General features: G+C 57.7%; 18 protein-coding genes. 6 read left to right on the top strand and 12 right to left on the bottom strand.

Translation table 11 applies throughout. The features are described 5' to 3' along the window. Positions 1 to 12 precede the first annotated feature (12 nt). Positions 13 to 699, top strand: a complete 687-nt coding sequence (gene lexA, locus ACJ5NV_RS10040) for a transcriptional repressor LexA (protein WP_411643540.1) — start codon at positions 13 to 15, stop codon at positions 697 to 699. Here the strand turns inward: lexA and ACJ5NV_RS10045 are convergent. Further along, on the bottom strand, positions 693 to 2,807 hold the full coding sequence (locus tag ACJ5NV_RS10045) for a ComEC/Rec2 family competence protein (protein WP_411643541.1): 2,115 nt from the start codon (positions 2,805 to 2,807) through the stop codon (positions 693 to 695). The two genes, lexA and ACJ5NV_RS10045, sit on opposite strands and share 7 nt — an antisense overlap. A gap of 81 nt (positions 2,808 to 2,888) precedes the next feature. Here ACJ5NV_RS10045 and gltX point away from each other — a divergent pair, with 81 nt between their 5' ends. The 3 genes from gltX (at position 2,889) to ACJ5NV_RS10060 (ending at position 6,215) form a co-directional block, all read left to right on the top strand. Further along, a complete protein-coding gene (gene gltX, locus ACJ5NV_RS10050; RefSeq protein ID WP_411643542.1) occupies positions 2,889 to 4,283 on the top strand; it encodes a glutamate--tRNA ligase in 1,395 nt (464 codons plus the stop codon). 97 nt (positions 4,284 to 4,380) lie between these two features. Next, positions 4,381 to 5,676, top strand: coding sequence for a citrate synthase (locus tag ACJ5NV_RS10055; RefSeq protein WP_411643543.1), 1,296 nt, complete (start codon positions 4,381 to 4,383; stop codon positions 5,674 to 5,676). Positions 5,677 to 5,690: 14 nt separating this feature from the next. Beyond that, positions 5,691 to 6,215 carry a GNAT family N-acetyltransferase gene (locus ACJ5NV_RS10060; RefSeq protein WP_411643544.1) on the top strand — a complete coding sequence of 175 codons (525 nt, stop codon included), beginning with the start codon at positions 5,691 to 5,693 and terminating at the stop codon, positions 6,213 to 6,215. Here ACJ5NV_RS10060 and ACJ5NV_RS10065 read toward each other — a convergent pair. From ACJ5NV_RS10065 to ACJ5NV_RS10115, 11 genes are all read right to left on the bottom strand, one after another. Beyond that, positions 6,212 to 6,988: an enoyl-CoA hydratase-related protein gene (locus ACJ5NV_RS10065; RefSeq protein ID WP_411643545.1), complete on the bottom strand. Its 777-nt coding sequence runs from the start codon at positions 6,986 to 6,988 to the stop codon at positions 6,212 to 6,214. The genes ACJ5NV_RS10060 and ACJ5NV_RS10065 overlap by 4 nt on opposite strands. A gap of 71 nt (positions 6,989 to 7,059) precedes the next feature. After that, complete coding sequence (locus ACJ5NV_RS10070) at positions 7,060 to 7,500, bottom strand: cytochrome c-type biogenesis protein (protein WP_411643546.1); 441 nt, start codon at positions 7,498 to 7,500, stop codon at positions 7,060 to 7,062. Beyond that, positions 7,497 to 9,470, bottom strand: coding sequence for a heme lyase CcmF/NrfE family subunit (locus ACJ5NV_RS10075; RefSeq protein WP_411643547.1), 1,974 nt, complete (start codon positions 9,468 to 9,470; stop codon positions 7,497 to 7,499). The genes ACJ5NV_RS10070 and ACJ5NV_RS10075 overlap by 4 nt, the downstream gene beginning before the upstream one ends. A 114-nt stretch (positions 9,471 to 9,584) precedes the next feature. Continuing rightward, the gene (locus ACJ5NV_RS10080; protein ID WP_411643548.1) at positions 9,585 to 9,788 is read right to left on the bottom strand and encodes a pseudouridine synthase; all 204 of its coding nucleotides are present in this window, start codon (positions 9,786 to 9,788) and stop codon (positions 9,585 to 9,587) included. Continuing rightward, positions 9,781 to 10,287, bottom strand: a complete 507-nt coding sequence (locus tag ACJ5NV_RS10085; RefSeq protein ID WP_411643549.1) for a holin family protein — start codon at positions 10,285 to 10,287, stop codon at positions 9,781 to 9,783. Before ACJ5NV_RS10085 ends, ACJ5NV_RS10080 begins: the two co-directional genes overlap by 8 nt. After that, positions 10,278 to 10,889, bottom strand: a complete 612-nt coding sequence (locus ACJ5NV_RS10090; protein ID WP_411643550.1) for a holin-associated N-acetylmuramidase — start codon at positions 10,887 to 10,889, stop codon at positions 10,278 to 10,280. Before ACJ5NV_RS10090 ends, ACJ5NV_RS10085 begins: the two co-directional genes overlap by 10 nt. A 47-nt stretch (positions 10,890 to 10,936) precedes the next feature. Beyond that, positions 10,937 to 11,404, bottom strand: a complete 468-nt coding sequence (gene ccmE / locus ACJ5NV_RS10095) for a cytochrome c maturation protein CcmE (RefSeq protein WP_411643551.1) — start codon at positions 11,402 to 11,404, stop codon at positions 10,937 to 10,939. Beyond that, a complete protein-coding gene (argC, locus tag ACJ5NV_RS10100; protein WP_411643552.1) occupies positions 11,401 to 12,429 on the bottom strand; it encodes an N-acetyl-gamma-glutamyl-phosphate reductase in 1,029 nt (342 codons plus the stop codon). The genes ccmE and argC overlap by 4 nt, the downstream gene beginning before the upstream one ends. A 35-nt stretch (positions 12,430 to 12,464) precedes the next feature. Continuing rightward, entirely contained in the window at positions 12,465 to 13,277 is an 813-nt protein-coding gene (locus ACJ5NV_RS10105; RefSeq protein WP_411643553.1) for a glutamate racemase, read from the bottom strand. Then, positions 13,255 to 14,157 (bottom strand): lysophospholipid acyltransferase family protein, encoded by a 903-nt coding sequence (locus ACJ5NV_RS10110; protein ID WP_411643554.1) that lies wholly within the window; start codon positions 14,155 to 14,157, stop codon positions 13,255 to 13,257. The genes ACJ5NV_RS10105 and ACJ5NV_RS10110 overlap by 23 nt, the downstream gene beginning before the upstream one ends. Positions 14,158 to 14,241: 84 nt before the next feature. Next, positions 14,242 to 17,655 carry an indolepyruvate ferredoxin oxidoreductase family protein gene (locus ACJ5NV_RS10115; protein WP_411643555.1) on the bottom strand — a complete coding sequence of 1,138 codons (3,414 nt, stop codon included), beginning with the start codon at positions 17,653 to 17,655 and terminating at the stop codon, positions 14,242 to 14,244. A gap of 159 nt (positions 17,656 to 17,814) precedes the next feature. Here ACJ5NV_RS10115 and ACJ5NV_RS10120 point away from each other — a divergent pair, with 159 nt between their 5' ends. Further along, positions 17,815 to 18,720 carry a LysR family transcriptional regulator gene (locus ACJ5NV_RS10120; RefSeq protein WP_411643556.1) on the top strand — a complete coding sequence of 302 codons (906 nt, stop codon included), beginning with the start codon at positions 17,815 to 17,817 and terminating at the stop codon, positions 18,718 to 18,720. A gap of 400 nt (positions 18,721 to 19,120) precedes the next feature. Continuing rightward, the gene (locus ACJ5NV_RS10125) at positions 19,121 to 19,318 is read left to right on the top strand and encodes a CsbD family protein (RefSeq protein ID WP_411643557.1); all 198 of its coding nucleotides are present in this window, start codon (positions 19,121 to 19,123) and stop codon (positions 19,316 to 19,318) included. The last annotated feature ends 202 nt before the right edge of the window (positions 19,319 to 19,520 follow it).

Here is a 19,520-nt window from a genome sequence, read left to right on the forward strand (position 1 = left end):
GGGGAAAAGCATATGTTGACCAAGAAGCAACTCGACCTGTTGGCGTTCATCCACAAGCGCGTGCAGCGTGACGGTGTCCCGCCCAGTTTTGACGAAATGAAAGAAGCGCTGGATCTGCGATCCAAATCCGGGATTCACCGGCTGATCACTGCGCTAGAGGAACGCGGTTTTATCCGCCGCCTTGCACATCGGGCGCGAGCGCTTGAGATCGTCAAACTGCCTGACTCGATGCAGGCGAAAACCGGGTTCACCCCGCGTGTGATCAATGGCGACAAGCCTGACAGCAAACCCGCCCGCGCGCTACCTGTCGATTCTGGCGCGGTCGAACTGCCCGTCATGGGCCGCATCGCCGCTGGTGTGCCAATCGCCGCAATCAGCGAAGTGTCGCATAATGTGCATGTCCCACAATCCATGGTGGGCACGGGGGAGCATTACGCCCTTGAAGTCAAAGGCGATTCCATGATCGAGGCAGGTATCAACGATGGTGACGTCGTTGTAATCCGCGAGACCGAAGTCGCTGACAATGGCGATATCGTCGTCGCACTGGTCGAAGGCCACGAGGCAACGCTGAAGCGGTTCCGCCGCAACGGCAAAGCGATCGCGCTCGAAGCGGCGAACCCGGCCTATGAAACCCGTGTTTTCCGGGATGATCAGGTCAAGGTGCAGGGTCGGCTGGTCGGTTTGATCCGGACTTATTGAACCTCTGACACAATGACTTCGCTGCTGCGGGTTTCGTCCCGCGACAGCACAATTGGGGGACCTGCGCGACCTTGGCGCTGGTTCCACGGCCTGTTACCTGCAACATGGTGGGCAGTGGTGATCACTAGGTTATCCGCATCTGACAAATCCATTGCCAATGCACCCGTGGCCCTGAGACGTCGCAGGTCGAATACCACACAGGGTCGTGGTCCGGCATCTGTTTGATTGCTGATCAACACATCGGCCCCGTCACAGTCATCTAGTGTGGCCAGCGCCGTTTTCCCAGACACCTGCAAAACCTTCCATCCCGCCACCTGCCCTGTCACGATCCGGCCGTTGCGTGTGATGCCCGTGCGCATCGCGGCCACCTCTTGCGCGACCGGCCCGCCGTCATTTTCCAACCAAATACCTGCGACAAAGCCGCTCCCTGTGGGTTTTGACAGTGCCCGCCCCTCTGGACCGAGCAACCCGATCAGCGTCCCGTTATCAGCGACCAGCAGCGCCGGTCGCGTGCTCTGCTGCCAAAGGACGACGGCGATAAGCACACCTGCCAGCCCCGCAAAGCGCGATCGTCCCTGCCACAAGATAAGCCACAGCAAACCCAGCGTCAGCACCGGCAGCACTGCGCCCTGCGGTGCATGAATATGACCCAAAGCCCCGTCCATTCCCGCGACGCTCTTGGCCACAAACAGTATCCAGCGCAGCCCAAGATCCATGAACCACAGCCCGACCACCCACAGCCCGAACGGGGCGAGGCAGACTGCCAACACGGCAGCCGGCATCACCAGAACCCCCATCAACGGCACGCTCAACAAATTGGCGATCAACCCAAAATGGGAAATCTGATTGAAATGCGCTGCGGCAAAGGGCGCAGTTGCAAGCCCCGCAACACCGGAAGAGATCACAACAGACAGGATCGCCCGCACCCATTTGGGCAGCCGATACATCTGGAACCGGCGCAAATAGGTGAAGACCGCCACCAGCGCCGTGGTCGCCGCAAAGGACATTTGAAAGCCCGGCCCGGTCAGTGCCTCAGGCTGTAGGGCCAGTACGATGATGGCCGCAATGGCCACGGCGCGCAGCGTTAGCGCCCGGCGATCCAGTAGCACCGCCACCAGCATGACAGCGACCATGGTAAAGGCGCGCTCTGTCGCGACATTGCCCCCGGACAGGGCAAGATAAAGCGCACCTACGATCAGCGCGCAGACCGCCGCGATCTTCTTGGTTTGCCAATAGAGCGCAACCCCCGGCACAAGCGCCAGACCATAACGGACCACAGCAAAGATGAACCCGGTGAGCAGCCCCATATGCAGCCCCGAAATCGCCAAAAGATGGGCAAGGTTCGATGCGCGAAGCGCCTCTAGCGTATCCTGTCCCATCGCAGATCGGTCGCCCGTCATGATAGCGGCGGCGAAGGCACCGGTTTCGCCGGGCATGGCAAGCTGCACTGCGTGCGAAATTCGCATGCGGGTCGCAAAGACCCATAAACGCCAGCCTTCCCGTTCGGGTGCAGCAAGCCGCAGAACAGGCGTGCGGGTGTAGCCCACCGCCCCCAGTTGCAGGAACCAGGCGTGGCGCTGGAAATCGAATCCGCCCGGCTCTGCCGGTCCTGCGGGCGGCGAAAGATGCCCGGTCATCATCAACAGATCGCCGGGTTGATATTCGGCGAGCATCTGATCGCCATGCACCGACACGCGCACCCGATCAGGCACGCGGTCAGGGGACATGTTGGACAGGGTAACGTGATCCAGCGTCAGGCGTGGCGCATCACTGGCCGAGCGGTCGATATTCACCACTCTGCCCACAATCGGGCCGTAATAGCGAAAGGTCAGCACCGGGGCGCTGACACTCTCTGTACGCCATTTGGCCAGCCCCGCACCGACGATGATCAGCACTAGCGCCAAGAAAAGTGGGGCATAAGCGACCTGTACCATGCGCGACAGCACAAAAAGAACCAGCGCGATCACGCATCCGATCATGAACACCATCAAGTCAGGTTCAGCAGACATCGAAAAATAGCCACCGATCCCAACCCCAAGACAGACCGGCATCCAGCCGACCAGCGCACCGCGCTGTGCCAGCAACATATCCTGAACAGCGGCCCGCACTTGTTCTTCGTCCCCCGGCTTAGTATCCCCCGCCTGAACCCCATTCTTGGGGAAAGCTGGTTAGCGAAAGGTTAATACCACATGTCCGTTGTCACCCGTTTCGCCCCGTCCCCCACAGGTGCCCTGCATATTGGTGGTGCCCGGACGGCGTTGTTCAACTGGCTGTATGCACGCGGCTATGGCGGCAAATTCTATTTGCGGATCGAAGATACGGACAAGGCGCGATCCACTGATGAAAACAAGCAGGCCATTCTTGACGGGCTGACATGGCTCGGCCTCGACTGGGATGGCGAACCATCTAGCCAAGCGGCCAATGCGGATCGCCACGCGGCGGTTGCGCATGAACTGCTGGATCAGGGAAAAGCCTATAAGTGTTACAGCACGCAGGAAGAAATCGAAGCCTTCCGTGAAAAGGCACGGGCTGAAAAGGCATCTACGCTGTTCCGCTCCCCTTGGAGGGATGTTCCGGAAAGTGAGCATCCGGATGCCCCTTATGTCATACGGATCAAAGCCCCCCGCGACGGGCAAACGACGTTGCATGATGCGGTGCAGGGTGACGTGACATGGTCCAATGATCAGCTTGACGATATGATCTTGCTACGCTCGGACGGCAGCCCGGTGTATATGCTCGCCGTGGTGGTGGATGATCACGATATGGGCGTGACCCATGTGATACGTGGCGATGATCACCTTGCCAACGCATTCCGCCAGAATCTGATTTATGACGCCATGGGCTGGAACAAGCCCGTGCTCGCCCATATTCCGCTGATCTTTGGGCCGGACGGCAAGAAACTGTCCAAACGCCACGGCGCGACCGGTGCTGCCGAATATCAGGCTATGGGCTACCCCGCTGCCGGGATGCGCAATTATCTTGCCCGGCTGGGGTGGAGCCACGGGGATGATGAATTTTTCACCGATGCACAGGCAAAGGAATGGTTCGCACTGGACGGAATCGGCAAGTCGCCCGCCCGGTTTGATTTCAAGAAACTGGAAAATATCTGCGGACAGCATATTGCAGTCGCAGAAGATTCTGCACTGCTGCAAGAAATTTCCGGATTTCTGACCGCAACAGGCCAGCTGCCCCTGACCGAACGTCAATCGGACGGGCTGAGCCGGGCACTGTACTGCCTCAAGGAAAGGGCCAAAACCTTGCCAGAACTCCTTGAAAAAGCGCATTTTATCCTCACATCCGGGCCGATCACACCGGATGAAAAAGCCGCGGCGCAGCTTACAGATGTATCCCGTGGTATACTGTCAGAATTGACGCCGCAGCTGCAAAATGCTAGCTGGTCGCGTGACACTCTTGAAGAGGTCGTCTCATCCGTTGCCGAAGCAAACGACATGAAGTTGGGCAAGCTTGCCGGACCGCTCAGGGCGGCTTTGGCCGGACGGGCGGTATCGCCGAGTGTTTTTGATATGATGTTGGTTCTTGGGCAGGAGGAAACGATTGCCCGCCTAAAGGACGCCAGCGCCTGAAACCAATTCGTTACGAGTTGCAGGCTATCTGGCCACCGACGAAGTAAAACGCGCCGGCGACACTTTGACGTGTCTGCGGCCTACCGAGGGAATAGATATGGCTGAAAATACCGACACCGCAAAGCTGACAATCAAGGGCAAGGAATATGAATTGCCCATCCATTCCCCGACTGGCGGCCCTGATGTGATGGACATCCGCAAGCTTTATGCGCAGGCGGATATTTTCACCTATGACCCTGGCTTTACCTCCACGGCGGCCTGCGACAGCACAATTACCTTTATTGATGGCGACAAGGGGCAGTTGCTACACCGTGGCTATCCAATCGAACAGCTGGCGGGCAAATCGCATTATCTCGAAGTCTGTTACCTGCTGCTTTACGGTGAACTCCCCTCGGCCGAAGAGCTGGAAAAATTCGAATCTCTCGTGACCAATCACACGATGATCCACGAGCAGATGCATAACTTCTTCCGCGGTTTCCGCCGCGATGCCCATCCGATGGCCACGATGGTGGGCGTAGTCGGTGCTATGTCGGCATTCTACCACGATTCGACCGATATCACCGATGCGCATCAGCGCGAGGTCGCATCAATCCGGCTGATCGCCAAGATGCCGACAATTGCGGCGATGGCCTATAAATACTCTATCGGTCAGCCCTTCGTGTATCCGCGCAACGATCTGGATTATGCGGCGAACTTCCTGAACATGTGCTTCTCGGTCCCGGCCGCCGAATACCACGTAAATCCGATCCTCGCCCGCGCCATGGACCGGATTTTCACACTGCACGCGGATCACGAACAGAACGCCTCGACCTCGACCGTGCGTCTGGCCTCATCCTCTGGTGCCAACCCCTTCGCTTGTATTGCTGCGGGTATCGCCTGCCTCTGGGGCCCTGCCCATGGCGGTGCGAACCAAGCCTGCCTTGAAATGCTCAAGGAAATTGGCACGCCCGACCGCATCCCGGAATTCATTGCACGCGCCAAGGACAAAAATGACCCCTATCGCCTGATGGGCTTTGGCCACCGCGTCTACAAAAACTTCGACCCGCGCGCGACGGTAATGAAGGAATCTGCGGACGAGGTGCTGGAACTGTTGGGCGTCGAAAACAACCCGATCCTGCAGGTGGCAAAGGAACTGGAAAAACAGGCGCTTGCCGATCCATACTTTGCAGACAAAAAGCTGTTTCCGAATGTGGATTTCTATTCCGGCATCATCCTCGAAGCGATGGGCTTCCCCACATCGATGTTCACGCCGATCTTTGCATTGGCCCGGACCGTCGGCTGGATTTCGCAGTGGAAAGAACAGCTAAACGATCCGCAGTTGAAAATCGGCCGCCCCCGTCAGCTCTATCTGGGCGAGATGGAACGGAACTACGTCGATATCGAAAAGCGCTGAATGATCGGGCCGCCTTGAGCGGCCCTTTTTATGATATGGCACGGCACACCCAACGCCTGATCCTGCGCGCGGCAAGACAGGATGATCTTGATGATCTCTTTGCGATCTTCAGCGATCCGCAGGCAATGGCCTATTGGTCCACGGCCCCGCATGACAGACCGGCGCGCACGCAGGAAAATCTTGATCGGCTGATCGCTTCAGCAGCCGAGACATTGACCTATTTCGTGATTGAAAAAGACGGTCGTGCCATTGGTACAGCAGGTCAACATCGCGGGACAGAGGTCGGGTTCTTACTGCACCCGGATTACTGGCGGCAGGGCATCGTGACAGAGGCGATGCAGACCATCATCCCCCATCTTTGGCAGGTTACCGATCACACGCAACTGACGGCGGATGCTGATCCGAATAACGTAGCCTCTTGTGGGTTGCTGCGCAGTTTGGGTTTCCACGAAACCCACCGCGCAGCGAACACCTATTGCATCAACGGTGTCTGGTCCGACAGCGTCTATTTTGCGCTTCCGCGTCCGGCAGAGGCTTAGCGCCCTTCGTAAGCGGCAGGACGTTTTTCCAGAAACGCGACAACGCCTTCCTGAAAATCGCGCGTCTGACCACAGCGTCCCTGCAATTTCGCCTCCAGCGCAAGCTGCTCATCCAGCGTATTCTCGAACGATCCGCGAATTGCTTTTTTCAACTGACGGTAGGCCACGGTCGGGCCCTGCGCTAGCGTCGCCGCGCGGTTTTGCACATGTTCCTGAAACGTCGCCTCTGGCGCGGTTTCATAGATCATGCCCCAGTCACAAGCCTGCTGCGCACTAATCTTATCCGCAAAAAGCGCCGCCCCCATTGCCTTTGCTGCACCGATCTGACGCGGCAGCCAATAGGTGCCGCCCGCATCCGGGATCAACCCGATCCGGGTGAACGCCTGCACAAAATAAGCAGCCTCTGACGCGATCACCACATCCGCTGCCAGTGCAAGATTGGCCCCTGCCCCTGCAGCGGCACCGTTCACTGCGGCAATTGTCGGCACGCGGCAATCAAAAATCGCCTTGAGCATCGGGACATATTCATCGCGCAAAGTACGTTCCATATCAGGGATGCCGCCCGCGCTAGCATCGCCCAGATCCTGCCCCGAACAAAAGGCACGTCCGGCCCCTGTCAACACGATCGCGCGCGCGTCCTTCTCAGCCGCTTTCATCGCATGGGTAATCTCTGCCCGCATCTGCGTATTCAGGGCATTCATCATTTCGGGGCGGTTCAGCGTGATCACCGCTACAGAATTACGGATCTCAAGTGTAATGGCCTGATAGTCCATGCGCGTCGTCCTTATTGATATGCTGTATCCAACCTAATGAACTGAACGGTTCAAGGAAGGGCTACGGCACGTCACGAGCGTAATATTTTCTCAAGCTCCGCATTTTCGGCCTCGGTCAGCGTATCCGGGACCGGCGCGCGCTTTCGGATTGCTGTCCAGCCGATGCCCAGTGCAATCAGCAGCAGCGCAGGCGCGGCGAGCCATAGGAAAAGATTGGCACCCCGTGCGTTAGGCCGCAGCAGCACATATTCACCATAGCGGGCGACAATGAAATCCACCGCCTGCTGGTCCGTATCTCCCGCCACTAAACGCTCGCGCAAAAGGATACGCAGATCCTTGGCCAGCGTTGCATTGCTTTCGTCGATACTTTCATTGCGGCAGACCGGGCAACGCAGCCCTTGCGACAGTTCCCGCGCGCGATTTTCCAGCAGCGGATCATCGAGCATTTCGTCGGGTTCGACAGCCCAGAGCGGCGTGGCGACCATCGCTAGTATCAGCAACAGCCGCCTCATTCGGCGGGCACCGTATTGCGCAGGGTCTTGGGCGCGGCGGCTCCGACACGCAATCGCCGGTCAGAAAGCGAGAAACACCCGCCGAGCGCCATCAGGATCGCGCCACCCCAGATCCAATTGGCAAACGGCTTGATATAGACCCGCACCGCCCAGCCGCCCCGCGCCTGCGGGTCACCGATCACCACATAGATATCCCGCAGAATACCGTTTCTAATCGCCGCTTCGGTGGTAGGCATACCCGCCACCGGATAAAACCGTTTCTCCGGGCGCAGCACAGCGATCTGCCGATCCCCACGCCAAACCGACATATCGGCCATAGTGGTGACGTAGTTGGGCCCTTCTTGCTGCCGCACATCATCCAGCGAAAATGCGAACTGCCCCACCGGCCAGCGATCACCGATATCAGCCACGCGGATATCTTCCTTGACCCAAGCCGTCATCGCGGCGATGCCGAAAATCGTCACCCCCATCCCGATATGCGCTGTGGCCTTGCCCCAGTCGGCCCTTGGCAGCCGGGCAATGCGGCGCAGCTTAACCTGCCAGCCAGCACGCCCACCCCGCATCCACAAATCCGCCAAGGCGCCGCCAACAACCCAAGCCCCCAAAGCCGCACCCACGGGCCCCAGCGCGGAATTCCCGCTTTGCAACGCATAGGCCAATGCCCCCAGCGCAAGGGCCAAACCCAGCCACGGCAACAACGGCCTGACACCTTTGCGCAGCGTGCCGCGCTTCCACGCAAGGATGGACCCGATGGGCAATATCACCGCAAGCGCGACCATGAATGGCGTGAACGCTGTGTCGAAAAAAGGCGGCCCCACTGACAGGCTGCGATCAAACAACATTTCTGCGACCAAGGGCCAGATGGTCCCGATGAAGACCACAAAACAACTGACCGCAAGCAGGACGTTATTCAGGATTAGCGCACTTTCCCGACTGACGGTCGAAAACACGCCCTTCGCGTCCAATGCACCGGCGCGGGCCGCGAAAAGCGTCAATGATCCGCCCAGAAAAATCGCAAGGATTATCAGGATCAGCAGGCCGCGCTCTGGGTCATTGGCAAAGGCATGCACCGACGTCAGCACGCCAGAACGCACGATGAAGGCGCCCAACAACGAAAACCCAAAAGCAAGGATCGCCAGCAAAACCGTCCAGCTTTTCAGCGCTTCGCGCTTTTCGACCACAATGGCGGAATGCAACAGCGCCGCAGAAATCAGCCAAGGCATGAAAGACGCATTTTCAACCGGGTCCCAGAACCAAAAGCCGCCCCAGCCAAGCTCGTAATAGGCCCACCAAGACCCCAGCGCGATGCCGACCGTCAAAAACATCCATGCGGCCAGCGTCCAAGGGCGCACCCAACGGCCCCATGCCGCATCCACGCGCCCTTCGATCAAGGCGGCGACAGCAAATGAAAACGACATGCTCAGGCCCACATAGCCCAGATAAAGAAAGGGGGGGTGAAAGGCCAAGCCTGGGTCTTGCAACAGCGGGTTCAGGTCGCGCCCGTTCAAGGGCGGCACGGCCAGCCGCAGAAAGGGATTAGACGTGAAAAGAATAAACGCACAGAAAGCCACCGATATCGACGCCTGCACCGACAGCACCCGCGCCTGAAGTCGGCGTGGTAGCCCACCCCCAAACCAGGCTGCACAGGCACCGAATAGCGCCAGGATCACCATCCAGAGCAGCATCGACCCTTCATGGTTTCCCCAGACTCCCGCAATTTTATAGATAAGCGGCTTATCCGTATGCGAATTCGCATAGACCAGTTGCAGCGAAAAGTCAGAGGTCACGAAAGCCCAGGTCAACGCCGCAAAGGAAAAGCCAACAAGCAGGAATTGCGCCGTGGCCGCAGGCTCTGCCACGGCCATCCAACTGGCGTTGCCGCGATGCGCCCCGATCATTGGCACGATCATTTGTACAATGGCGACCCCAAAGGTCAGAATCAGTGCAAAATGTCCGAGTTCGTTCAACATGACAGCAGTCATAGCGCAAAGAAAAACCGGGCAATAGGCTTGCCCGGTCAATTCAGCGCTACATTTTGGCGCGGCGCTTTCGCTCTTTGTTGTTTCTCAGGGACGCGCTGCCCGCTATCGCGTCAGCCCGCCCTGCACCGCATAGGTTAGCGCCGCCATCAACAAGCCACCGACGATCAGGCGCACGACCCATTTCAGCGCTTCCTCGATCGCGCCAAGACGTGCGGCAACATTGTCGCGATGCACCTGATCCACGGCGTTGCGGGTTTCCAGCGTGGTCAGTCTGCGTGCGATTTGTTCGGCCCAATTATTATCCATGCTGCGCTCTCCAATCCGCCAGTGCTGGATTGTCGGCAGCGGGCTGTTCGGGTGCCGTAGCAGCTTGCGCGTTTTGCGCAAGGATCAGGCTTTGCGTGACAGAGCGTTGAAATTCCTGCCCTTTCGCCTGATGGCGCGCACCGAAATAGAAACTGACAATCGCCCCCATCAGCCACCACAGTGGGTCAGGCACCAGCGCCAGCCCCTGCATCCCCGCCACAAACGCCTCAGGCGCGGTCATTGCTGTGACAAACAGCCAGATCGTCCCCAGCGCCAGCATCGGGCGTGGCAGGCGGTTCAACCCGTCGATGAGCCTGTCAAACAGCCCACGGCGCGGATGCGCGAACTCTGCCGCAAATTGGGCAAGGCTCTCGGCCCGTGCCTCTGCCGCGCGCACCGCGCCTTTTTCGGTATTCTCGCGAAAGACCTCTGCCGTCTCGGCCACCACATTCCGGCCATCGCCAAACAGAAGCGTCATCAATCCGGTGATCACGCCCATGTTGCTGTCCTCTGCCGATGTTCTGCCTCTGTTAAATGATAGCGCGCTGCGATGAATGCTTCGGCCCGCGTGATCCAGCCGCCCTTGCCCCCATCGCGGCGGCGAGCATATTTGCGACTTGCTGCACGCCGATCAGCCAGCGTGTAGTAATAATTGCGCCGGGCGATCCCATAGGCATCGACCAGATGATCCGGTGCGGCCTCCAGCGCGCGCTGCGTGGCAGAAACCGTCTGCGGCCCGATCACCCCATCAACGGTGACAGCGATGCGCATGTCACTCAGCAAGCGTTGTAGGATCTTCACTGCGTGCGCCCCCGCATTGACATACATGTCGAACACCGTCGCATGCAGAGGCTGCGGCAGCTTGTCGATCCCCGGTTTGCGAAAGTAGTGCTCAACGAAAATTGACACCGCATGAGCGCGGGTCAGAACCCGCACATCCGCAGCATCCACCTGGTCGTCTTGTGTCAGGTCAAGCCCCAACCGCCGCATTGTGTGGATGGTAACCCCGTATTTCGTCGCCCCGCCGGGGTCATCGGGATCATTCACATAGCCGCCTTCACGGCTGACAATTTCGTTCGCAATTTCGGTCACATTCTGCATCGACAGCCCTCACTTCCGTGGATGGGCTGCAAATTGCGATGAATTGGTTAATTGGTGGCTGCGGCACCGTTCGTCGGCTGATAGACACCCTGTTCTTTCAGCGCATCCACAACCTCGGCTGGCATGTAAGTTTCATCATGTTTGGCAAGAATTTCAACCGCTTCAAAGCGACCATTGACGTAATTACCCTGCGCCACCATGCCCTGACCCTCCTCAAACAGATCCGGCAGGATACCCGTAAACACAACCGGGATCGACGCGCCACCATCGGTGACGAGAAAGCTGATCTGCTCGCCCTGCCCCCGTGTCAGCGTTCCCTCTGCCACCAACCCGCCGATGCGAAAGCGTTCGGTTGGCGGCGGCGGCGCTTGGGTTACCTCAGAGGGCGACCGGAAGAATTGGAAACTTTCTGCTGGCAGGAATGCCAACACCACAAGAACCAGTGCCACACAGACACCCGCGATAGCGATCACCTGCACGCGGCGCCGTTTCTTGAGCGACTTCAGCCCGTTCATGGAAAGACAGGTGCCAGCATCAACCCTTCGGTCTCTGGCAGGCCCAGCATCAGGTTGGCGTTCTGCAACGCCTGTCCCGAAGACCCCTTGGTCAGGTTGTCCAGTGCCGCAATGACAATCGCGCGCCCCGGCACACGGTCCGCAACCACGCCGATATGGCAAAAGTTGCTGGCGCGGATATGTTTGATCGACGGATGCTCTCCCATCGGCAACACCTTTATGAATGGCTCGCCCGCATAAGCTGCGGTCAGCGTATCATATATGACGGTCGGATCACCCTGCACATAGGTGGTGGCCAATATGCCGCGGTTCGCCGGGATCAGATGTGGCGTGAATTGAATATTCACCGGCCGGCCAGCGAGCAGCGAAAATTCCTGATCGAATTCCCCCAAATGCCGGTGGGTCCCGCCAACGGCATAGCCATGCGCGCCTTCGGACAGTTCAGCATGCAGAAGGTTTTCCTTCAGCGCTCGGCCAGCGCCAGAGACAGCGGCCTTTAGATCAAGCACGATCTGGTCAAGGTCGATCACACCTGCGGCAATCAGCGGGCGCAACACATATTGCCCCGTCGCCGCGTTGCAGCCGGTGCCCGCGACAAGCCGAGCGGTCTTGATCTGGTCACGATAGAACTCTGTCAGACCATAAACGGCTGTCTTCTGAAGCTCCGGTGCCGCATGCGGTTTGCCATACCATTTTTCGTAATCCGCCGGATCGCGAAGCCGGAAATCAGCAGACATATCGACAATCCGCACATGGTCCGGCAACTCGGCAATCACCCGCTGCGACGTGGCATGCGGCAGCCCGCAAAATACGATCTCAACATCATCGAAAGACATGTCTTCGATGGTGGTCAGCCGTGGCAGATCAAGGTGGCGCAGATGTGGAAACACCTCTGCCATTGTCATCCCGGCCTTTGAATTACCGGACAAGCCAACGATCTGCAGGCTTGGATGGGTGGCGATCAACCGGACAAGCTCTGCCCCGGTATAGCCGGAAGCGCCAAGAATGGCGACATTGTGGGTCATGGTGGTATCCCTTCGGGATCAAATTTGAAAATAGGCTACGCGGCTTCAAACGTGATCTGTCGTCGCAGGAATTGTGTGGCACGGCTGGACACACGCGCCGGATCGCCGGTGGTAAGATATGCGCTCTCCTTGCCGGCCCCCAGCATCTTGGGGTGGCGGTCGAGATAATCCGCAAGGCTTTCAGCGACCAATTCGGCCTGCGAAAAGACTTTCACCTCTGCGCCAAGCGCGTCCTGAAAGGCATCATGCATCAGCGGGTAATGCGTACAGCCCAGCACAGCCGCACCCGGCGTGGGCATCTTGCGCTTCAGCGCATCAACATGCGACCGCACCAATGCCTCTGCCAGGATCATGTCACCATCTTCAATCGCATCAACGACACCGCCGCAGGCCTGTGCCTCCACATCGACACCGATGGCACGAAAAGCAAGTTCACGCTGGAACGCACGGCTGGACACGGTGGCAGGGGTCGCAAACAAAGCCACATGTTTGACCGCCACTTCACGCGGGGGCGAATTGTCGCCCCATTGCCGCTCTGTCAGCGCTTCGATCAGCGGGACAAACACACCCAGCACACGCTTGTCCGATGGGATCCAGCCTTCCTGCATCCGGCGCAACGCGGCAGCAGAGGCCGTGTTGCAAGCCAAAATCACCAGATCGCACCCTGCATCAAACAGGCGCTCTGTGGCGGCGGTTGTCAGATTATAGATATCATCCGGCGTCCGCACACCGTAGGGCGCATGTGCGCTATCCGCAAAATAGACAAGCGGCAACTCTGGCAAGCGCTTTGCGACAGCATCAAGAACTGTCAGCCCACCCAATCCACTATCGAATATCCCGACCGCCATTACGCACCTTGTATTTTGCTTCGAACTCATGGCCGATGTGGGATGAATCCACAGGGCTTGGGCTCAGGTCATACGTGGCTTTGCGCAGGAAATCCATGCATCCTTTGGGGTCTTTTCGGTAGGGGCTCAAAACCTCTGACGGGATGGGTTCACCCACCACGACACGCACAGGTTTGTTCAGCCGCGCTTTGAACTCGCGGATCAGCAGCCCCATCCGCAAGGTTGAATGCAAATGGCTCGCCAGTTGGAATATCCGGCTGTTCCCTCCTTCAAAGAAAATCGGCACGACAACCGCATCAGACTTGGCGATCATCTTGGCGGTAAAGTTGCGCCAGCTTGGGTCCATTGGTTGCGAAAACAGCTTGGCCGAGGTTGACACCGTGCCGCCGGGAAAGATGCCGATAGCACCGCCAGCGCCAAGATAGCGGACCGCTTCGGCGCGTGTTTCCACGTTCAGTCTGGCTGCCTCTTTCGTTTCCTCGAAAGAGATCGGCAGGATCACGCGTTCCAGATCAGGAGAGCGGCGAAAGACATGATTTGCCAGAATACGGAAATCACCCTGCCTGCGCCGCGACATGATGCGGCCCATCATCAAACCGTCTAGAATGCCGTAAGGGTGGTTGGATACAACGATCACAGGGCCAGTCGCAGGAATATTGTCCAGCGTGCCACTGATCACATCAAGCGCTAACCCGTAACGCTCTGCGATGACTTCCCAAAAGTCCTGACCCTGCGCGACGTCCAGGTCATAGCCTCTGGCCTTGCGGATCAGTTTCAACCGTCCGGTTGCATTCTCCATCACGCGGATCATCGCACGCCCGCCCCGGCCTTTGGCCGAACTTGCATAGCTGATATCACGCGCCACTTCGCGGGTTTTCATCGCAACGCCTTTGCAAAGATCAAATCATCTGCCGCGCCTATCATCTAGGCACGACAAAATCATGACATTATCTCAGCGATAGAGCTATTCCGCCGCCTGTCGCACCGGTGCCGCACGCAGCACCGCCAGCAACTCTTCCCGACGTTTGGCAGCCTTGCGCGCGTTGGCCTCTTTCACAGGACCAAAGCCGCGAATATCAAGCGGCAGCGCCGCCAATGCGATCGCCGCGTCGCGCGTATCGGGACGGATGATTTTCAAGACTTCCGCCATATCCGCCTCATATTCGCTGATCAGTGCCCGTTCCATCCGGCGCTCATCGCTATAGCCAAAAGGATCGAAAGGCGTGCCGCGCAGGAACTTCAGCTTTGCCAGCTTAGGGAAAACACGCCCCATCCATGCACCAAATTCCTTTTTCTGAGGCCGTCCGTTCGCCCCCATGCGGGACAGCACCGGCGGGGCCAAGTGATAGCGCAGTTTCAAATCGCCATCGAATTGCGCTGCGGCCCTTTCTTGCGTCTCTGACAGCAGGCGCGCCACTTCGTATTCATCCTTATACGCCAATAACTTATGATAGCCTTTTGCCACGGCTTCCCGCAACTTCGGCTCCTCAAATTGATCCACCAACTGACGATAGCGGTCTGCCATACGCTTGTTCTGATAGTCCACAAGCTGCGCCGCGCGATAGGCAATTTTGTCCTCCAGCGATTTCGGCAGTTGAACGACCTTCGGCGTCAATAGCGCGCTGGCATCCTCTGGATGCAGATAGGTCCACCGCCCCAGCTCAAACGCCCGGATATTGCGTTCCACCGCAGCACCGTTCAACCGGATCGCGCCCACAATCGCGTCATAGCTCAGCGGCAAGGCCCCCATCTGCCAGGCCGCACCAAAAATCATCATGTTGGAATAGATTGAATCACCCAGCAACGCCTTGGCCAAATCCGACGCATCGAACAACGCCAGCCCATCGCCCAGCCGCGCCTGCAATGCGAGCTCTAGCTGATCGGTCGGCAGTTTGAACTCGGTATTGCGGGTGAAATCCCCGGTGATGATCTCATGCGAATTCACTACACCCTTCGTACGCCCGGTCTGCATCAGACCCATTGTCTTGGAACCGGCACTGACCACGAGATCGCCACCAATCAGCGCATCACATTCGCCCGTTGCGACGCGGATCGCACTGATATCACTGGGGTTATTAGCGATCCGGCAATGGATATGCACCGCACCGCCCTTCTGGGCAAGACCGGCCATCTCCATCATGCCAGCACCTTTGCCATCCATATGGGCCGCCATCGCCATCACCGCACCGATGGTCACGACACCGGTGCCGCCAACTCCCGTGATGACAACGTTATGCGTGCCACTGATCGCGGGCAGCATCGGTTCAGGCATATCCGGCAGGTCCACATCAGTGGTCGCTTCCTTGCGGATCTTCGCCCCTTCAATGGTGACAAACGACGGGCAGAACCCTTGAACGCAGGAAAAGTCCTTGTTGCAAGACGACTGGTCAATCGCGCGCTTGCGGCCCAACTCCGTCTCTTCCGGGACGATGGACACGCAGTTGGATTGCACCCCGCAATCACCGCAGCCTTCGCAAACATCGGTGTTGATAAACACCCGCTTGTCGGGATCGGGAAACTGCCCGCGCTTTCTGCGGCGACGCTTTTCTGCGGCACAGGTCTGCACATAGACAATGGCAGACACACCTTTGTATTTGCTAAACTTCTCTTGCACGGCAGGCATATTCTGCCGCTCGTTCACATCCAGCCCCTTGGGGAACTGGCCAAGGTCGATATCTTCTTTTTCATCATAGACCAGCGCGATGTTCTGCACGCCCATCGCCTGCAATTCACGACAGATCTGATCAGCAGTCAGCCCACCGTCATTCCCCTGCCCGCCGGTCATGGCGACGGCATCGTTATAGAGGATTTTATAGGTCACGTTGGTGCCCGCCATCAGCGCAAAGCGAATGGCCTGCACGCCCGAATGGTTATAGGTGCCGTCGCCCAAATTCTGAAACACATGATCACGGGTGGAAAACGGTGCCTCACCAACCCAATTGGCGCCCTCGCCGCCCATCTGCGTGAACCCAACCGTTTCACGGTCCATCCACTGCACCATATAGTGACAGCCGATCCCAGCATAAGCGCGGGACCCATCGGGCACTTTGGTCGAACTGTTATGCGGGCAACCGGAACAGAAATAGGGCAGCCGTGCCGCGATTTCCGGCGCATTATCAGCCCGGCGCGCGTCGCTCAGCTGCGCCAGTCCGGCGTTGATCCCAGCAGAGCCGCAGCCCTCTTCCGTCAATATCCCGCCAAGTTTCTCGGCGATCCAAATCGGATCAAGCGCACCTTTCGTCGGGAAAACTTCCTCGCGTCGGCCAGCGGAATGCTCATCGCCCTTATGCCAGCCATAGACACGGGTACGGGTGTCGTCGAACAGCGCTTCCTTGACCTGCACCTCAATCAGCTTGCGCTTTTCCTCAACCACCACAACCAAATCGAGCCCCTCAGCCCAATCATGAAACGACGCCATATCCAGCGGCCAAACCTGCCCCACCTTATAAGTGGTGATGCCCAACCGCTCGGCCTCTGCCGCATCAATATTCAGCAGCGACAGCGCATGTTGCAGATCTAGCCAGTTCTTCCCCGCCGCAACAAAGCCAATCCGGGCGCCCTTTTGACCCCATTTGCGTTGGTCCATCTTGTTGACCCGGCTGAATGCCTCTGCCGCAAAACGCTTGTAGTCGATCATCCGCGCCTCTTGCTGTTGCGGCGTATCGACAAGGCGAATATTTAACCCACCCTCAGGCAAGTCCATATCCGGCGTGACAAAGGACATTCGGTGCGGATCGCCATCCACGACAGATGTCACCTCAATCGTGTCTTTCATCGTCTTCAGACCGACCCAGACCCCAGCATAGCGGGACAAGGCCCAGGCATATTGCCCGTAATCCAAAATCTCTTGCACACCGGCCGGCGAGACGATGGGCATATAGGCGTCCACCATCGCCCAGTCAGACTGGTGTAAGGTCGTACTACTTTCGCCGGTATGGTCGTCGCCCATGGCCATGATGACCCCGCCATGCGGGCTCGTGCCCGCCATATTAGCGTGGCGCATCACATCGCCCGTGCGGTCCACCCCGGGGCCTTTGCCGTACCACAGACCGAACACGCCGTCGTATTTGCCCTCGCCACGCAGTTCCGCCTGCTGGCTGCCCCACAACGCCGTCGCGGCCAGATCCTCGTTCAGACCAAGCTGAAATTGCACATGCGCAGGGTCAAGAACCTTCTTCGCTTTGCTCATTTGCAGGTCGACCGCCCCCAAAGGGGACCCACGATAGCCCGTCACATAGCCCGCCGTGTTCAGCCCGGCTTTTTCATCGCGCGCGCGCTGCATCAACATCAACCGGACCAGCGCCTGCGTTCCGTTCAGCAATACTGGTGATTTCTCAAGATCATAACGATCATTCAGCGACACATCTTGGTGGGTCATTGCGTACCTCCCTGCGTGGCAATAGTTCCGACCCCATGATAGGTCAAAAATGCTGACCTACAAAGAGGAAAATATTTGCCGAGGATGTTTGCAAGGAATTGACGGTTTGACGTAATGATCAGTAGGTGCGCACGGTAAATGTAGTAATGGCAGGATAAAATGGACTGGGACAAGCTAAGAATATTTCACGCAGTTGCGGATGCGGGATCGCTCACGCATGCGGGGGATACACTCCACCTGTCCCAATCCGCGGTTTCGCGCCAGATCCGGGCACTCGAAGAATCGCTGAATACCACGCTATTCCACCGGCACGCGCGCGGGCTGATTCTCACCGAACAGGGTGAGCTTCTGTTTGACGCCACCAAATCAATGAATCGACGGCTCGAGGCCGCGTCGGCCCGTATTCGCGACAGCGAAGAAGAAGTCTTTGGCGAACTGCGCGTCACGACCACAACAGGCTTTGGCACACTCTGGCTCGCCCCGCGCCTGCCAAAACTTTACGAAAAGAACCCTGATCTCAAGATCGACCTGATGCTTGAAGAACGGGTGCTGGACCTGCCCATGCGCGAGGCTGACGTCGCAATACGGATGAAGGAACCGTCGCAGGCTGACCTGATCCGCAAACGGCTGATGTCGGTACGCATGCGTCTATATGCATCCCGCGAATATCTGGCGCAGCACGGTGAAATTCACGAGATCGAACAGATAAGTAATCACCGCCTGATATGTCAAAGCCCGAATTCCATTCAGGTTGCCGCAGGTGCCACACTGATCCAGCATCTGTTAAGCTACGACATCACCAATATGTTCACCGTCAATAACTACTTTGGCGTGCTTCAAGGGGTAGTGAACCATCTCGGCGTGGGTGTGCTGCCCGATTACCTGACCGAAGACACGCCAGATCTTGTGCGCGTCCTGCCCGATCTACAATCCGGTGAGGTGCCCGTCTTTCTCGCCTACCCTGAAGAACTGCGGCAATCTAAACGGATCGCGGTATTCCGGGACTTTGTGCAGGAAGAGATTTTCAATCATCGCAGAAAAATACGCGAAGCAGCGGACAGCTGATCCACCAGCACAAATAGTCCAGGCCCTACCTACCCAATAAATTTCGCTCAAAAATTCAGCGGGCCAAAAACGCCGCCGAAAGCGAGTTGCAAAATGCTGCTCAAATACAACCCAATAGTTTCAGGATATGCAGATCACTCCACCCCTATCGCGTGAGCCATGCACGCAACACATGGCGGAAATGCGCATGTCAACAGGCGTTTTTTCTTGAACGGTCAAAAAACGCGCTTTATCTCAAGGTTGAGGGCGACGCTGCGCATGCGCAACACGTCCTCACCTCCCTGTTGGACTTTGCCGGGCCTCGCGCCCGGCTTTTTTCTTTCAGCCCCTCCTTCACCACGGAACTTAGTGATCAGCGGCGCGTTGACACCACATGAACACAACGTGAAAGGAGCACGTCATGAATTGGGATCAAGTTGAAGGTAACTGGAAACAGTTCAAAGGTAACGTACAGTCCAAATGGGGCGAACTGACTGACGACGAAGTCGATCAGGTTCAGGGCGACCGTGAAGCACTGGAAGGCAAAATCCAGGCGAAATACGGCAAGTCCAAGGAAGAGGCCAAGCGTGAAGTCGACAGCTTTATCGACAGCCTCTAACACTCAAAAACCATACGATTCGCAAAAAACCGGGCGCTATGCCCGGTTTTTTGTTAATATTTTCAAAATTTTTTGCAGCGACCTCTCAATAAAAAATCACTGATCATATTGGCATAATTACACAATTTATTCAGCTCTCAAAATAAATCCACGTTTAGATCAACATTCTATCGTTAACCCCCTGTATTTACTGCAAACACAC

The sequence above is a fragment of the Loktanella agnita genome (assembly GCF_046640325.1).
Classification (GTDB): Bacteria; Pseudomonadota; Alphaproteobacteria; order Rhodobacterales; family Rhodobacteraceae; genus Yoonia; species Yoonia agnita.

Bases quoted from the DNA above. Each gene is read 5' to 3' on its own strand.
- lexA (WP_411643540.1), top strand. From the start codon at position 13: ATGTTGACCAAGAAGCAACTCGACCTGTTGGCGTTCATCCACAAGCGC.
- gltX (WP_411643542.1), top strand. From the start codon at position 2,889: ATGTCCGTTGTCACCCGTTTCGCCCCGTCCCCCACAGGTGCCCTGCAT.
- ACJ5NV_RS10055 (WP_411643543.1), top strand. From the start codon at position 4,381: ATGGCTGAAAATACCGACACCGCAAAGCTGACAATCAAGGGCAAGGAA.
- ACJ5NV_RS10065 (WP_411643545.1), bottom strand. From the start codon at position 6,988: ATGGACTATCAGGCCATTACACTTGAGATCCGTAATTCTGTAGCGGTG.
- ACJ5NV_RS10070 (WP_411643546.1), bottom strand. From the start codon at position 7,500: ATGAGGCGGCTGTTGCTGATACTAGCGATGGTCGCCACGCCGCTCTGG.
- ACJ5NV_RS10075 (WP_411643547.1), bottom strand. From the start codon at position 9,470: ATGTTGAACGAACTCGGACATTTTGCACTGATTCTGACCTTTGGGGTC.
- ACJ5NV_RS10080 (WP_411643548.1), bottom strand. From the start codon at position 9,788: ATGGATAATAATTGGGCCGAACAAATCGCACGCAGACTGACCACGCTG.
- ACJ5NV_RS10085 (WP_411643549.1), bottom strand. From the start codon at position 10,287: ATGGGCGTGATCACCGGATTGATGACGCTTCTGTTTGGCGATGGCCGG.
- ACJ5NV_RS10090 (WP_411643550.1), bottom strand. From the start codon at position 10,889: ATGCAGAATGTGACCGAAATTGCGAACGAAATTGTCAGCCGTGAAGGC.
- ccmE (WP_411643551.1), bottom strand. From the start codon at position 11,404: ATGAACGGGCTGAAGTCGCTCAAGAAACGGCGCCGCGTGCAGGTGATC.
- argC (WP_411643552.1), bottom strand. From the start codon at position 12,429: ATGACCCACAATGTCGCCATTCTTGGCGCTTCCGGCTATACCGGGGCA.
- ACJ5NV_RS10105 (WP_411643553.1), bottom strand. From the start codon at position 13,277: ATGGCGGTCGGGATATTCGATAGTGGATTGGGTGGGCTGACAGTTCTT.
- ACJ5NV_RS10110 (WP_411643554.1), bottom strand. From the start codon at position 14,157: ATGAAAACCCGCGAAGTGGCGCGTGATATCAGCTATGCAAGTTCGGCC.
- ACJ5NV_RS10115 (WP_411643555.1), bottom strand. From the start codon at position 17,655: ATGACCCACCAAGATGTGTCGCTGAATGATCGTTATGATCTTGAGAAA.
- ACJ5NV_RS10120 (WP_411643556.1), top strand. From the start codon at position 17,815: ATGGACTGGGACAAGCTAAGAATATTTCACGCAGTTGCGGATGCGGGA.
- ACJ5NV_RS10125 (WP_411643557.1), top strand. From the start codon at position 19,121: ATGAATTGGGATCAAGTTGAAGGTAACTGGAAACAGTTCAAAGGTAAC.